Below are 14,302 nucleotides of genomic sequence, written 5' to 3'. Positions count from 1 at the left end.
GGGGCCCCCTGTTAACGCCTCCGGTAGAGGAGGGGCCCCCGCTTAACACCCCCAGCGGTCAGCGGCGGGACAGCTCGGTCTCGCCGGCCAGCCGGGCCGCGCGGTCCGCCTCGGTCAGCGCGTCGAGCACCCCGTCCAGTTCGCCGGCCAGCGCCAGGTCGAGGTTGTACGCGGTGTAGCCGATGCGGTGGTCGGTGATCCGGTTCTGCGGGAAGTTGTACGTGCGGATCCGCTCGGACCGGTCCACGGTGCGGACCTGCGCCTTGCGGGCGTCCGACGCCGCCGCGTCGGCCTGCTCCTGAGCGGCGGCGAGCAGCCGGGCGCGCAGGATGCGCATGGCCTGCTCCCGGTTCTGCAGCTGCGACTTCTCGTTCTGGCAGGAGACCACGATGCCGGTCGGCACGTGGGTGATCCGGACCGCCGAGTCGGTGGTGTTCACCGACTGCCCACCGGGGCCGGACGAGCGGAACACGTCGATGCGCAGCTCGTTCGGGTCGATGGTGACGTCGACGTCCTCCGCCTCGGGCAGCACCAGCACACCCGCGGCGCTGGTGTGGATGCGGCCCTGCGACTCGGTGACCGGGACGCGCTGCACGCGGTGCACGCCGCCCTCCCACTTGAGCCGGGACCAGACGCCGTTGCCGCCCTCCGGTACGCCCTTGCTCTTGATCGCCAGCGAGACGTCCTTGACGCCGCCCAGGTCGGAGTCCTGCGCGTCGATCACCTCGGTGACCCAGCCGTGCCGCTCGGCGTACCTGGTGTACATCCGCAGCAGATCACCGGCGAACAGCGCGGACTCCTCGCCGCCCTCGCCGGCCTTGATCTCGACGATCACGTCCTTGGCGTCGTGCGGGTCGCGCGGGATGAGCAGTTCCGCGAGCCGTTCCTCGAGCGCCGGCAGGGAGGCGGCGATGGCGTCCGCCTCGCCGGCGAACGTCGCGTCCTCGGCAGCCAGTTCCCGGGCGGCGGCCAGGTCGGCGCGGGCCTGCTCCAGCTCGCCGGCCGCCTTGTGCAGCGGGACCAGTTCGGCGTACCGGCGGCCGACCCGCCGGGCGGTGCCCTGGTCGGCGTGGATGGCCGGGTCGGCCAGCCGCCGCTCCAGCTCGGCGTACTCGTCGAGGAGTGCGGCCAGACGCTCACTGCTCATGCTGCGGATGCTCCTTGGAGATGGAACCGGCACAAACGGACGAACGCCCGTGCCCGGCAGGAGCCGGACACGGGCGTCGTCGACGGAGCTACTTGGCCTTCTTGGCCTGAACCTTGGCGTACTTCTGCTGGAACTTCGCGACCCGGCCGGCGGTGTCCAGCACGCGCTGCTTACCGGTGTAGAACGGGTGGCAGGCGCTGCAGGTCTCGACGCTGATGGCGCCGCCCTTGGCGGTGCTGCGGGTCGTGAAAGAGTTGCCGCAGGAGCAGCGGACCTCGGTGGTCACGTACTCCGGGTGGATGTTGGGCTTCATGTCGCCTCGGTCCTTTCGTCGGTGGTCGCCGGGTCGCCGTCGGTGCTCCCCGTCGTCACGACGGGCTCGGGCGTGAACCGGAACCGGTGGCCGATTGACCAGTCTGCCACGGGCGTCTTCCACCCGGCACAGGAGGTCCGCCACCTCCAACGCCGGCCCACCCGTCAGCATTCCCACCCCCACCCCACCCACTCCCCGCCGACCCGACCCGACCCGGCCCGGGCCGGGCCCGGGCCCGGCGATCATGAACTTAGCCGCGTTTCCTGTCGCTTTTGTCCGGGCTAACTTCATGATCACCGGGGCGAGAGCCGGGCGAGGGCGGGCAGGGCTCGGGGCTAGCGGGTCGTCGTCACCTGGGCCTCGGCCTTCACTCCGTTCACCGTCACCGTCAGCTGGACCTGGGCGCCGGGGCGCAGGACGGTCAGCGTGCCGGTGGACGGGTCGAAGCGGGCGGCGTGCCAGGGGCGTACGCCCGCCGCACCGCCGATGTGCAGGTTCGGCGAACCGGACCAGTCGGCGCTGACCGGCGCGGCCACCGGCACCTGCCGGCCGCTGGGCTGGGTGAGCGTGGCCGTGACGTCGGCCGGCGTACGCCGGGACACCTGCGCGGGTGCGGTCAGCGCGAGCCGGTCGACGTGCGCGTGCATCTCCGCGCTGACCCACTCCGGGCCCTCGGCCAGCGGGTCACGACGGGCCCGCTCGGCCTCCCCCGGTGTCACCGGGTCCACCCCGAACTCGGTCCACCCGGTGAACCCGCCGAGCGCGGCCGGGGTGGACGGATCCTTGCCCGAGTTGCCGTTGATCACGTACGGCACGCCGTCCACCCGGTCGGCGTGGAACGTGCCGACGTGGCCGTTGACCATCAGCGCGCCCTTGCCGGTGCGGTGCTGGAAGTCGGCCAGCCACTGCTCGACCAGTGCCGCCTCCTTCCGGTCGCCGAGCTGGCTGGCCTTGGCCGGGCTCGGGTCGCGCGGCGGGTGGTGGAAGAACACCGCCACCGAGCCCACCGAGCGGTCGGCGGCGGCCTGGTCGAGCGTCCGGCGCAGCAGTTCCACCTGGTCGAACCCGCCGCCGCGCAGCGACCCGGTGGCGGTGCTCAGCGTGAGGAACCGGGTGCCCCGGTGGTCGAAGACGCGGGAGGTGTCCCCGAAGACGCTGCGGAAGTTGTCGATCGGCGCGCCCATGATCTCGTGGTTGCCGGGCACGTAGTGGTACGGCACCTCGCCGCCCAGTTCCTCGTCCAGGATGCGCTTGGCCAGCGTGAAGTCGGCCGGGTAGGCGGTGTCCACGAAGTCGCCGTTGATGATGAGGAAGTCCGGCCGGGCGGCGCGGACCTCGCGCAGCGTACGGCGGGCCTGGGCGACCAGGTCGCTGTCCGGGTTCGCGGCGACGAACTGGGCGTCGGAGAGCACCGCGAAGCGCCAGGGCGCCCCGTCCACGGTGCCGTCGCGCAGTACCACCCGGTCGGTGCGGTTCGGCTCCGGCGGCGCCTGCACGTCCGGCGGTACGCGGGCCACCAGGTCGTCGATCACGACCTCGCTGCGGTACTGCTTGGCCGGGTCGGTCTCGGCCACGTAGAACCGGCGCACCCGCACCGGGTACTGCACGCCCGGCGGTACGGCGAACTCCACGTACTTCCAGCCGGTCCAGTCCAGGTACGGGCCGCGCAGCACGAACTGGGTGTCCTGCGCGTCGTGCAGGTGCAGGCTGGGCCACTCGCCGGTGCCGTTCGCCTTGATCCACATACCGAACGCCTGCGGCTGACCGGGTACGTCGATCCAGGCGGGCGGGTCGGCGTACGCGGCCCGGGTGCCGGTGGACTGGCTGAAGTCGTACGACATCCGCAGCCCGCCCCCGGTGTGCCCCTCGGCCGGCGCGACCGACCCGGAGGCGCGGGCCTGGCTGAACTTCCAGGACGCCGCGTCGTCGAACCCGGCCACCGGCACGTCGGTCAGCCCGACGGTGACCGGCAGGACCGTGGTGCGGTTGCCGACCCGCGCGGTGACCAGCGCCGAGCCGGTCGCGGCGAGCGCCGTGACGGACAGGTTGCCGTCGGCGGTGGGGGTGACGGCGAGCAGGTCGTTGTCGTACTCCAGCGTCAGGTCGGCCGGCTCGATCGGCGCGGTGTTGCCCTCGGCGTCGTAGCCGACGACGCCGAACACGCCGCTGTCGCCGGCCCGGTCCAGGCCGACCCGGTCGACGGTGCCGTCGATGCGCGCGAGCGGGCCGAGCACCGTCAGCTCGATGGTGCCCCGGGCCCGGCCGCGGGCGGCGGTGACGGTACTGCGGCCGGGGACGGCGGCCCGGTACACGCCGTCGCCGTCGACCCGTCCGTGGGTGGCGTGCCAGCGCGGCTCGCCGGCGGCCGGGCCGTACGTCTCGTCGTATCCGGCGGCGGTGAGCCGGCGGGTGAGGCCGGGGAAGACCCGGTCCGGCCGGCCGCCGCGCACCGGCGCGACGCCGGGTGCGGCGGTCGGGTCGCTGGCGGTCTCCAGCCAGTAGCCGGTGAGCCGGCCGCTGCCCTTCGGCGCGTAGACGGCGAGCCCGTTGGGCACCGGCCGCTCACTGCCGTCGGACGGGCTGTTCTCGACCTGGACCGTGGCCGCGCCTGGCTCCCGGGCGAGCAGCGTGGAGGAGCCGCCGCCGTCGAGGTTGAGCGCGTTCGCGGCGCCCAGCTCGGCCATCATGCGGCCCATCTCGGTCTGGGTGACGCCACGGCTGTCCACCTGCCGGCCGTCCACCGTCAGCATGATCATTTTCCGGCCGTCGGCGGAGAACCCGACAGCGGTACGCGGGGCCAGCGACGCGTCGGCGATGCTCTGCACCACGCCGTCGCGCACGAGCACGTTGCCGCCGCCCACGGCGGCGCGCAGGTCGCCGCCGTCGGACGCCCGGGGCCGCCAGGTCAGGTCCACCGCGTCGCCGGGACGCAGCGCGGCGAGCGCGTCGGCGCCGGCCTCGCGGCCGAGCAGCACGGTGCTGCCGGCCGGGATCGGCCCCTCGCCCGCCGTGGTGGCGACGCTCGCCACCCGGCCGCCGGTCACCGTCACCTCGACCGTCCGGGCCGCGCCCTCCACGGCCCGCTTGCGGGTGTACGACCCCCAGAGCGGCGTGAACACTCCGACGCCGTCGCGCTGCACCATGTTGTTGAACTGGGTGAGCGGCACCGGCCCGGCGGGCAGCGTCGCGGTGCCCTCGAAGCCGACCTGGACGACCCGGCCGATGCCCTGGGCGCTGATCCCGACGGCGTTGGGGTGCCCGGCGACGGGTGACTGCACCAGTTCGCCGGAGCGGACGCCGACGCCCTGGGCGGCACCGGAGTTGTTGATGTCGAAGAAGTCGCCGTTCACCGCCGCGACGGCACGGGAGCGGTCCACCGCGGCGCGCAGCGGCTCGTCCTTGGTGACCTCACCGGAGTTCACGTAGTCGACGGTGAGCCCGCCGGCCAGGTCGGCGGTGAGGGCGTCGGCGCGCAGCCAGCCAGCCGCGTCGTACCTGTCGAAGGAGGTCAGGTCGAGGCCGGGCGCGACCGGCCGGGTGGTCTTGGCGGTCTCCAGGCCGCCGGCCGGTTCCACACCGGCGAGCGCGACGGCGGAGTCGGGGCGGGAGGAGGCGCGTGGCGCGTCCTCGGCGGCGGTGGCGCCCGGCGGCGCGACGGCCGGCGGCGCGGCAGTGGCGGCGGACGGTGCCGGCGCGGTGAGGGTCAGCAACGGCGTCAGCAGCAGGACGCCGGCGAGGCGGGCGGGTCGACTGCGGGTTCGCATGGACGACAGTCAACCCGACGATGAACAGAAGTTTCAATACCTAGCGGCTTAACCGTAGAAAAACTTCACGCCTTGCGCCCCGGTACGCGACGAGGGGCACGGCCGATGCGGCCGTGCCCCTCGTTCGCCGGATCCGTCAGCTCACTCGCCCGGAGTGGACTTCGCGATCTGCATCAGGAACTCGATGTTGGTGCGGGACTGCTTGAGCCGGTCCAGCAGGAGGTCGAGCGCCGCCTGCGAGTCCAGCGAGTGCAGCACCTTGCGGAGCTTGTGGATGATCGCCAGCTCCTCCGGCGCGAGCAGGACCTCCTCCTTGCGGGTGCCGGAGGGGTTGATGTCGATCGCCGGGAAGACCCGCTTGTCGGCGATCTTCCGGTCCAGCTTCAGCTCGGCGTTACCCGTGCCCTTGAACTCCTCGAAGATGACCGTGTCCGCCATGGACCCGGTCTCCACCAGCGCGGTGGCGAGAATGGTCAGCGAACCGCCGTTCTCGATGTTGCGCGCCGCGCCGAGGAAGCGCTTGGGCGGATAGAGCGCGGTGGAGTCGATACCACCCGACATGATCCGGCCGCTGGCCGGCGCCGCCAGGTTGTACGACCGCCCGAGCCGGGTCACCGAGTCGAGCAGCACGACCACGTCGTGGCCCAGCTCGACCAGGCGCTTCGCCCGCTCGATCGCCAGCTCCGCCACCGTGGTGTGGTCCTGCGGCGGACGGTCGAACGTGGCCGCGATGACCTCGCCCTTCACCGACCGCTGCATGTCGGTGACCTCTTCGGGCCGCTCGTCGACCAGCACCACCATCAGGTGGCACTCCGGGTTGTTGCGGGTGATCGCGTTCGCGATCGCCTGCAGCACCATCGTCTTACCGGCCTTCGGCGGCGACACGATGAGCGCTCGCTGGCCCTTGCCGATCGGCATGACCAGGTCGATCACCCGGGTGGTGAGGATGTGCGGCTCGGTCTCCAGCCGCAGGCGCTCCTGCGGGTAGAGCGGCGTGAGCTTGTAGAACTCCGGCCGGCGCTTCGCCTCGTCCGGCTCCATCCCGTTGATGGTGTCCAGCCGGACCAGCGGGTTGTACTTGTCGCGCCGCTGCTCGCCGTCCCGCGCGGCCCGCACGGCGCCGGTGATCGCGTCACCGCGGCGCAGGCCGTACTTCTTGATCTGGGACATCGAGACGTACACGTCGTTCGGGCCGGCCAGGTAACCGGTGGTCCGGACGAAGGCGTAGTTGTCGAGCACGTCGATGATGCCGGCGACCGGGACGAGCACGTCGTCCTCGCCGACCTGCGGCTCGCGGCCGCCACCGCTGTCGCCCTCGCCCCGCTCGCCGCGGCCGCGACGACGGTCCCGGAACCGGCTGCGCCGGCCCCGCCGGCCGCCGCCCTCGCCGTCGTCGTCGCCGTCGTTGTCCCGCTCGGCGCGCTGACCACGGTCGTTACGGTCACCCCGGTCGTTGCGGTCGTTACGGTCACCGCGCTCGTTCCGGTCGTTGCGCTCGGCGCGCTCGCCCCGGTCGCCCCGCTCGTTGCGGTCGCCGCGCTCGGCCCGCTCGGCCCGGTCACCACGGTCGTTGCGGTCGCTCCGGTCGTTGCGCTCGCCGCGCTCGGCCCGGTCGCCGCCACGGTCGGCCCGCTCGGCCCGGTCACCGCCGCGCTCACGGCCCCGGCCCTCGTTGCGCTCACCGCGCTCGGCCCGGTCGCCGCCACGCTCGGCGCGCTCGCCGGCCTCGGCGGGCGCCTCCTCGGCGCGCGTCGTCTCAGCCGGCCGCGCCTCGGTCGCCGGCGCCTCGGCCGGACGGGTCTCGGTGGTCGCGGCGGCGGCCCGGCTGCGGCGACCGCGGGTACGACCCTCGGTCACCTCGGCGGCCGGCGCCTGCTCGGCGGGGCGTGCCTCGGCCCGCTCCTCACGGACCTCCGCGTGCACCTCCTCACGGGCGGGCGCAGCAGCAGCCGCCACCTCGGCTCGCGGTCGAGGGGTTCCGGCCGCGCCGCCCTGCTGCCGCTCGGTGATGGCACTGATCAGCTCGCCCTTGCGCATGCGAGCGGTACCAGAGATGCCGAGCGACGCGGCCAGGCTCTGCAGCTCCGGCAGCAGCATCGCCGACAGACCGGTGCCGCTCCGCCGGCGGCGCGTGGGGGCGGCGGTGGTGGCATCGCCAGCGACGTTGGAAACATCCGACGTCACGTCGGTGGTGTCGCTCAATGGATTCCTTCCCTCGATAGGCCGGGCTGCCCGGAGTCGTGGAACCAGGTGGCCGGGCGGCCTCGGTGCACCCGCCTCGCATGGACGCGTCGCGGGAGTCTGTGACACAGCAGCCGGTGGTTTCCCGACTCACCACCATCGGTGAGCAGGTCTCGCCGTCTGCGGCGACCTGTGGAAACTGCGGTGCGGCGTGGGCCTTGAGCAGGGGTGACGGGCTACCGCCGAGAGCTTCGGGGGTGCGCCGAACCGCAGGAAGATCGCATGCTTCGCGGCTGTGCTAGGTCTAGAGCGTAATCGCCTCGTCCGACCTGCGGCAACAGGGCCCCGCTCGGCGTGTCAAAGTCTACCCCGGATGACCCGGGCACCGCTGACATCTATCGGCAACTCCCACCGGCGCCAATCTGTTCCCAGCCGGAATCCCGCCGGGACCTCGGAGAGCGCCAGCACCGTCGGCCCCGCCCCACTGACCACAGCCGCCACACCGGCCGCACGCAGCTCAGCGACGAGCGCCGCCGTGGCCGGCATCCCCGGTGCCCGCTGCTCCTGGTGCAGCCGGTCGACCGTGGCCGGCAGCAGCAGCGCCGGATCGGCGGTCAGCGCGTGCACCAGCAGGGCCGCCCGGCCCGCGTTCGACGCCGCGTCGGCATGCGGCACGGTGGCCGGCAGCGCCGCCCGGGCCACCGAGGTCAGACCCCGCTCGGCGGGCACGAAGACGGTAGGGCGCACGGCCGGCGCCACCGGCAGCGAGACCGCCCGCGCGCCGCCCGGCTCGGTCCAGGCGATGGTGAAGCCGCCGAGCAGGCAGGGCGCGACGTTGTCCGGATGCCCCTCCAGCTCGGCCGCCAGGCGCAGCGCGGCGTCGTCGTCCATCCGCCGCTCGCGGCCGGCAACCAGCGCGCGGGCCGCCAGCACCCCGGCCACGATCGCCGCCGACGACGAGCCGAGACCGCGAGCCTGCGGGATGCGGTTGACGCACTCGAGCGCCAGGCCGGCCGGCTGCGCGCCGAGCGCGTCGAAGGTGGCCCGCATGGCGGTGACGATCAGGTGCCGCTCGTCCGACGGGAGTTCGCCGGCGCCCTCGCCGGTGACCGACACCCGTACGCCGCCGTCTGTCACCTCGGCCGTGACGTCGTCGTGGCGGCCCAGGGCCAGCCCGAGCGCGTCGAAGCCGGGGCCCAGGTTGGCGCTGGTCGCGGGCACCCGGACCCGCACCGGGCCGGTGGTGAATGTGGTCGGCACCGGCTCATGCTAGGACGTCACCCCGACAGCCCGGCCGGACCGCCCGGACCGTGGGACCGGCGTGTCAGGCGGTGCGCTCGGGGGTCGGCGCGTCGACCGGGTCGGTGAGCGAGAGCCGCCGGGTGGCGAACCGCCAGCCGATCGCGTACACGACGGTGACCAGGCCGCAGCCGGCCAGCACGGTGCGCTCGTCCACCCGGTCCACCACGAGCGCCACCACGAGCTGGCTGACCGCGATGGCGAGCGTCGCCAGCATCATGTCGGTGGCGAAGACCCGGCCCCGCAGCCGGTCCGGCACCTCGCCCTGCAACGCGTAGTTGGACAGCACCCAGTTGCTGCCGCCGCCCAGGTGGGCCAGGAACACCAGGACCAGCACCAGCGGGAACCAGGTCACCACCGACGCGCCCAGGTAGGCCAGGCCGTACAACGACATGGACAGCGCCAGGCCGGTGAGCAGCCAGGCCCGGTTGCTCAGCACCCGGCGCATCATGATCGGGCCGACCAGCGCCCCGGCGCCGCGGGCGGCGAAGAGCAGACCGGCGCCGACCGCGCCGACCCCGTACACCCCGGCGAGCAGCGGGAAGACGGTGAGCACGCCGTTGCCCAGGCCGACCGCCGACTTGACAGTCACCAGCGCCAGCACGCGCGGACGGTGGGCGATGTAGCGCAGCGCCTCCCGGATCGCCGCCCACGTGCGCGGCACCGTCGCCGCCGGGTCGCGCGGCGCCTGCAACGGCCGGCGGATCAGCGCGGCCAGGCCCGCGGCGGCGACCAGGCCGACGGCGGCGACCCAGAAGCTGGCGTACGGCCCGGCGGCGGCGCTCAGGATCCCGCCGAGCGAGGCGCCGACCACTGTCATCGTGCCCCACGCCGAACCGGCCACGGCGTTGCCCGCGGCCAGGTCCTCCGGGTCGACCACGTTCGGCAGCGCGGCCTGGGCGGCCGGCGAGTAGAACGCCTTCGCCACCGCCACCAGCGCGATCGCGGCCAGCGCCAGCCACGCCGTACCGGCGCTGCGCACGCCGAGCAGCAGCAGCACCCCGGCCAGCGCGCCCACGTTCGCCACCATCATCACCTTGCGGCGGTCGAACCGGTCGGCGATCGTTCCGGCGTACGGGAGCAGCAACGCGGTCGTGCCGGTGTCCACCGCCAGCACCAGCGCGCCCCAGACGCCGCTGCCGGTCAGGTCGGGCAGCAGCACCAGCAGCGGCACCATGACGAACCAGTCCGCCCCGAAGACGACCAGTTCGGCGAGGAACAGATGGCGGAAGTCGCGGTTGCGGACCAGGACCGACAGGGTGGGTGACACGCGGGCACCCTACCGGGCCGCCCCTGTCGCGGCAGCGCGGCGCAGCAGGTCGGAGACCGTGACGAAGGTGTATCCCCGGGCCCGCAGACCGTTGATCATGTCGGGCAGGCCGCGGAGCGCGACGAGCCGGGTGTCGTTGCCGACGTCGTGGCCGAGCACTATCGTTCCGGGGCGCACGTCGGCGACGATGCGCCGGGCGTGGCCGGCCGGGTCGTGCGGGAACTCGCTCTCGACCATCTGAAGCGTCCAGAGCACCAGTCGGTAGCCCAGCCGGGCCGACGCGTACAGCACCGACCCGCCGAGGTGCCCCCAGGGCGGGCGCAGCAGCCGGGGCGCCGAGCCGGTGGCCGCCGTGATCGCGTCGTGGCTGCGCCGCAGGTCGTCGTAGACCGTCGCGGCGTCCATCCGGGCCAGGTCGCGGTGCGCCCAGCTGTGGTTGCCGACCTCGTGGGCGTCCATCCGGCCGCGGACCAGCGCGGCGTGCTCGCGGGCCCGTTCACCGACCAGGAAGAAAGTGGCCGGCACCCGGTGCTCGGCGAGCGTGTCGAGCACCATCGGGGTCCACTGTGGGCGGGGGCCGTCGTCGAAGGTGAGCGCCACCAGGGGTTCCTCGGTGCGGACGCCCCAGACGACCTGCAGCCCGCCGGTGCCGACCTCCTGGTGCCGGTTGCCGAGCGTGGCGCTCGCCGGCCCGCCCGCGATCGGGAGCCGCCGATCGGCCACCCAGGTGCTCTCGGCGGTCGCGAACGAGCCGACCACGGCCCCGCCGAGCAGCAGCGCGGAGCGGCGCAGCACGGCACGCCGATCCCACCGGCCCACACCCCCCGCCATCGCACCCCCGAACCGAAAGTAGGCAGTAGCTCACCGAGCGTACCGCCCGACCCGGTTCCGGTGTGTCCCGCGCGCCGAGGTGCCGGGAGGGGCCCGCGGGCCCCTCCCGGTCCGTCACTCGGTCGGCGGCAGCGGCGACTGGCGGCTCTTGGGCAGGCGAAGCACCTCGAACTGGTCGGTGCCGTCGACCAGCGCACCCGACGGGCGGGCCGGCGGCGGCGCCACCACGCCCCGCTCCTCGGCGCGCTCCCCGCCGCCGGCGGCCACCGGCACCGGGTCCGGCTCCGGCTGCGGCTCGACCGGCTCGGGAGCACCACCCCGCCGCCGGTTCCGGAACGAGCCCTTCGTGTGCTCGACCATCGTGTAGAGCGTCGGCACCAGCACCAGCGTCAGCAGCGTCGAGCTGAGCAGGCCACCGATCACCACGACCGCCAGCGGCTTGGAGATGAAGCCGCCCTCACCGGTCAGGCCGAGCGCCATCGGCAGCAGCGCGAAGATGGTGGCCACGGCGGTCATCAGGATCGGCCGCAGCCGGCGCCGGCCGCCCTCCACCACCGCCTCGGTCACGCCCATGCCCTGGGCCCGGTACTGGTTGATCAGGTCCATCAGCACGATCGCGTTCGTCACCACGATGCCGACGAGCATGAGCACGCCGATCAGCGCCGGCACACCCAGCGGCGTGCCGGTGACCAGCAGCAGCCCGATCGCGCCGGTCGCGGCGAACGGCACCGAGATCAGCAGGATCAGCGCCTGGGTCAGGCTGCGGAACGTGGCCACCATGATCAGGAAGACGATCGCGATGGCCGCCAGCACCGCGAGACCGAGATCCGCGAACGCGTCGGCCTGGTCGGCGCTGACGCCGCCGATCACGTACGTGGCACCCGGCACGTCCAGCGCGTCCAGCCGCTTCTGCAGCTCCTGCGTGGTGGCGCCGAGGTTCGAGCCGGTCGCCGTGCCGGTGACCGAGACGCTGCGCTCCCCGTCGATCCGGGTCACCTGCTGCGGGCCGTCGACCTGCTCGACGTCGGCGATCGCGTCCAGCGGCACCGCGCCGACCCGCAGCGCCTTCAGCTCGTCGACGGTCAGCGGCGGCCGGGCGCCGCTGCTCAGCACCACGCTCTGCGCCGTGCCGTCGAGCGTCACCTGCCCGAGCGGCGCACCCCGGTACGTCTGCGCGACGAGCTGTCCGACTGCCGCCTCGGTGAGACCCGCGCGGGCCGCGGCCGCCCGGTCCACAGTCACCTCGACGCGCGGCACCTGCGTGGCCAGGCTGCTGGTGACGTCCTCCACGCCCGGCGTGCCGGCCATCGCGCCCTGTACCGCCTCGGCCGCCCGGGTCAGCGTCTCCTGGTCGGCGGCCTGCACGACCACCTCGACCTGGTTGGCGGAGGCGTTCTGCCCGCCGCCGAACGTCAGCTCGCCCACCTCCGCGCCGAGCGCGTCGAACTCCTTGCGCAGATCCTGCCGTACCGCCGTGGCGTCGGTGTCGTCGGACAGCGACAGCGACCAGGTGGCCCGGTCGCTGCCGCCGCCGGCGAACGGGTTGTCCCCACCACCGGCGCTGACCTGGTAGGTCTCCACCCCCGGGGTACGCCGCAGCACCTCCTCGACCCGCGCGGCGGCCCGGTCGGTGCCGGCGAGCGAGGTGCCGGCCGGCATCTCCTGCCGGATGGCGAGCGTGTCCTGGCCGGAGTCGTCCAGGAAGTTGGTCTCCAGCTTCTGCGCCAGGCCGAACGTGCCCAGCAGCACGAGCAGGCCCAGGCCCACAGTGGCCCAGCGGGTCTTCCGGGAGCGGGTCGCGAAGTCGATCACCGGCAGGTACGCCCGCTGCAACGGGTTGCGCAGCTCCTTCTCCTCGGCGGCCCGCCGGGCGGCGGCGTCGTCGGCACCGCCGCGCGGCCGCAGGAACCAGTACGCCAGCACCGGGATCACGGTGAGCGACACCAGCAGCGAGGCGAGCAGCGCCACCGTCACGGTGATCGCGAACGGCGCGAACAGCTGCCCGACGAAGCCGCCCACCAGGGCGATCGGCGCGAACACGGCGACGGTGGTGAGCGTGGACGCGGTCACCGCGCCGGCCACCTCACGGACCGCGGTGAGGATCGCCTCGCGCTTCGGTTCGCCGTACTCCAGATGGCGTTTGATGTTCTCCAGCACCACGATGGAGTCGTCCACCACCCGCCCGACGGCGATGGTCAGTGCGCCGAGGGTGAGCAGGTTCAGCGAGTAGTCGCCGGACCAGAGCACGATCAGCGCGACCAGCACCGACAGCGGGATGGACACCGCGGTGACGACGGTGGAGCGCACCGACAGCAGGAACACCAGGATCACCACGACGGCCATGACCAGGCCCAGCAGGCCCTCGGTGGTCAGGCTCTCGATGGACTTCTCGACGAACGGGGCCTGGTCGAAGACCACCGTCAGCTCGGCGCCGGAAGTCTTCGACAGCTCGTCCAGGCGGTCCCGGATGTCGTGCGAGATCTGCACCGCGTTGCCGTCCGGCGCGGCGGTCACCGCGATGCCGAGGCTGGGCTTGCCGTTGGTCCGGGTGAACGAGGTGGCCGGGGCGAGCTGCTGCTCCACGGCGGCCACGTCGCCGAGGCGTACCGGGGCGGCGGGAGCCGTGGTCAGCACGATGCCGCGCAGGTCGTCGATGGTCCGGATCGGCGTGCCCACCTGCACCGGCAGCGACCGGTCGCCGTCGGCGAGCGCACCCGCCGGCACGGCCACGCCGTTGCTCTTGAGCGCCGACGCGATGGCGGTCGGCGCCACCTTGGCGGCGGCCAGCTTCGCCGGGTCCGGCGTGATCGTCACGACCTGGTCGCGCGCGCCGGTGACGTCCACCGAGCGGACGCCGTCCAGCGCCTCCAGCTCCGGTACGACGGCGTTGCGCAGCTTCTCCGCCAGCGCCCGCTCGTCGCCGTCACCGGTCGCGGCGACCACCACTGCGGGCAGGTCGTCGGTGCTACCGGCGATGACCTGCGGGTCGACGCCCTCGGGGAGCTGGGAGTCGATCCGGTTGAGCGCGGTCTCCATCTTGTTGACCACGTCGTCCAGGTCGGTGCCGAACTCGTACTGCACCTGGACCGTCGCCGCGCCCTCGCGCGAGGTCGAGGTGACCTCGTCGAGGCCCGGGATGCCCTTGAGGCTGTTCTCGATCGGCTCGGCGACCTGGGATTCCACGATCTCCGGCGCGGCGCCCGGGTACGTCGCCACGATGAACGCGGCGGGGAACTCCAGCGACGGCAGGAGCTGCTGCTTCAGCGACGGCACGGCGAACAGGCCGAAGGCCGTGGTCACCAACGCGACGAGGGCGATCAGCCCCCGGTTGGCGAGGCTGAATCTGGCGAGCAGCGACATCGGCGTTACTCACTCCTGGAGAGGTGTCCGGCAGGGAGGTGTCTGAGTCTGCCGCACGCCCCGACACTCCCGGCATCCGCCCCAGCCGATGACACTTCGGCGTTCGGGGGTCGTCCGTTGCCGCCTTGGTCGACGCC

8 protein-coding genes are annotated in these 14,302 nt (G+C 73.5%); all 8 read right to left on the bottom strand.

Translation table 11 applies throughout. The features are described 5' to 3' along the window. Positions 1-58: 58 nt before the first annotated feature. The gene (gene prfA / locus ACPCK6_RS12260) at positions 59-1,147 is read right to left on the bottom strand and encodes a peptide chain release factor 1 (RefSeq protein ID WP_318335491.1); all 1,089 of its coding nucleotides are present in this window, start codon (positions 1,145-1,147) and stop codon (positions 59-61) included. 88 nt (positions 1,148-1,235) lie between these two features. After that, positions 1,236-1,460, bottom strand: coding sequence for a 50S ribosomal protein L31 (gene rpmE / locus ACPCK6_RS12255; RefSeq protein WP_046563792.1), 225 nt, complete (start codon positions 1,458-1,460; stop codon positions 1,236-1,238). A 335-nt stretch (positions 1,461-1,795) separates the two neighbouring features. Then, the gene (locus ACPCK6_RS12250) at positions 1,796-5,224 is read right to left on the bottom strand and encodes a phosphodiester glycosidase family protein (RefSeq protein WP_423481161.1); all 3,429 of its coding nucleotides are present in this window, start codon (positions 5,222-5,224) and stop codon (positions 1,796-1,798) included. 141 nt (positions 5,225-5,365) lie between these two features. Then, positions 5,366-7,426, bottom strand: a complete 2,061-nt coding sequence (rho, locus tag ACPCK6_RS12245; RefSeq protein ID WP_423481160.1) for a transcription termination factor Rho — start codon at positions 7,424-7,426, stop codon at positions 5,366-5,368. Between the two features lie 336 nt (positions 7,427-7,762). Beyond that, on the bottom strand, positions 7,763-8,665 hold the full coding sequence (gene thrB / locus ACPCK6_RS12240) for a homoserine kinase (protein ID WP_423481159.1): 903 nt from the start codon (positions 8,663-8,665) through the stop codon (positions 7,763-7,765). Positions 8,666-8,729: 64 nt separating this feature from the next. Further along, positions 8,730-9,974 (bottom strand): MFS transporter, encoded by a 1,245-nt coding sequence (locus ACPCK6_RS12235; RefSeq protein ID WP_396881214.1) that lies wholly within the window; start codon positions 9,972-9,974, stop codon positions 8,730-8,732. A 9-nt stretch (positions 9,975-9,983) separates the two neighbouring features. Next, positions 9,984-10,805 carry a polysaccharide deacetylase family protein gene (locus ACPCK6_RS12230; RefSeq protein WP_423481158.1) on the bottom strand — a complete coding sequence of 274 codons (822 nt, stop codon included), beginning with the start codon at positions 10,803-10,805 and terminating at the stop codon, positions 9,984-9,986. A 114-nt stretch (positions 10,806-10,919) separates the two neighbouring features. After that, complete coding sequence (locus ACPCK6_RS12225) at positions 10,920-14,165, bottom strand: efflux RND transporter permease subunit (protein WP_423481157.1); 3,246 nt, start codon at positions 14,163-14,165, stop codon at positions 10,920-10,922. Positions 14,166-14,302: the final 137 nt, after the last annotated feature.

Source organism: Micromonospora sp. AB353 (assembly GCF_049538395.1).
GTDB classification, from domain to species: Bacteria; Actinomycetota; Actinomycetes; order Mycobacteriales; family Micromonosporaceae; genus Micromonospora; species Micromonospora aurantiaca.
This window is presented reverse-complemented; position numbering and strand designations above follow the sequence as displayed.

Coding starts and splice junctions, on each gene's coding strand:
- ACPCK6_RS12225 (WP_423481157.1), bottom strand. CDS start 14,165: ATGTCGCTGCTCGCCAGATTCAGCCTCGCCAACCGGGGGCTGATCGCC.
- rpmE (WP_046563792.1), bottom strand. CDS start 1,460: ATGAAGCCCAACATCCACCCGGAGTACGTGACCACCGAGGTCCGCTGC.
- prfA (WP_318335491.1), bottom strand. CDS start 1,147: ATGAGCAGTGAGCGTCTGGCCGCACTCCTCGACGAGTACGCCGAGCTG.
- ACPCK6_RS12230 (WP_423481158.1), bottom strand. CDS start 10,805: ATGGCGGGGGGTGTGGGCCGGTGGGATCGGCGTGCCGTGCTGCGCCGC.
- ACPCK6_RS12250 (WP_423481161.1), bottom strand. CDS start 5,224: ATGCGAACCCGCAGTCGACCCGCCCGCCTCGCCGGCGTCCTGCTGCTG.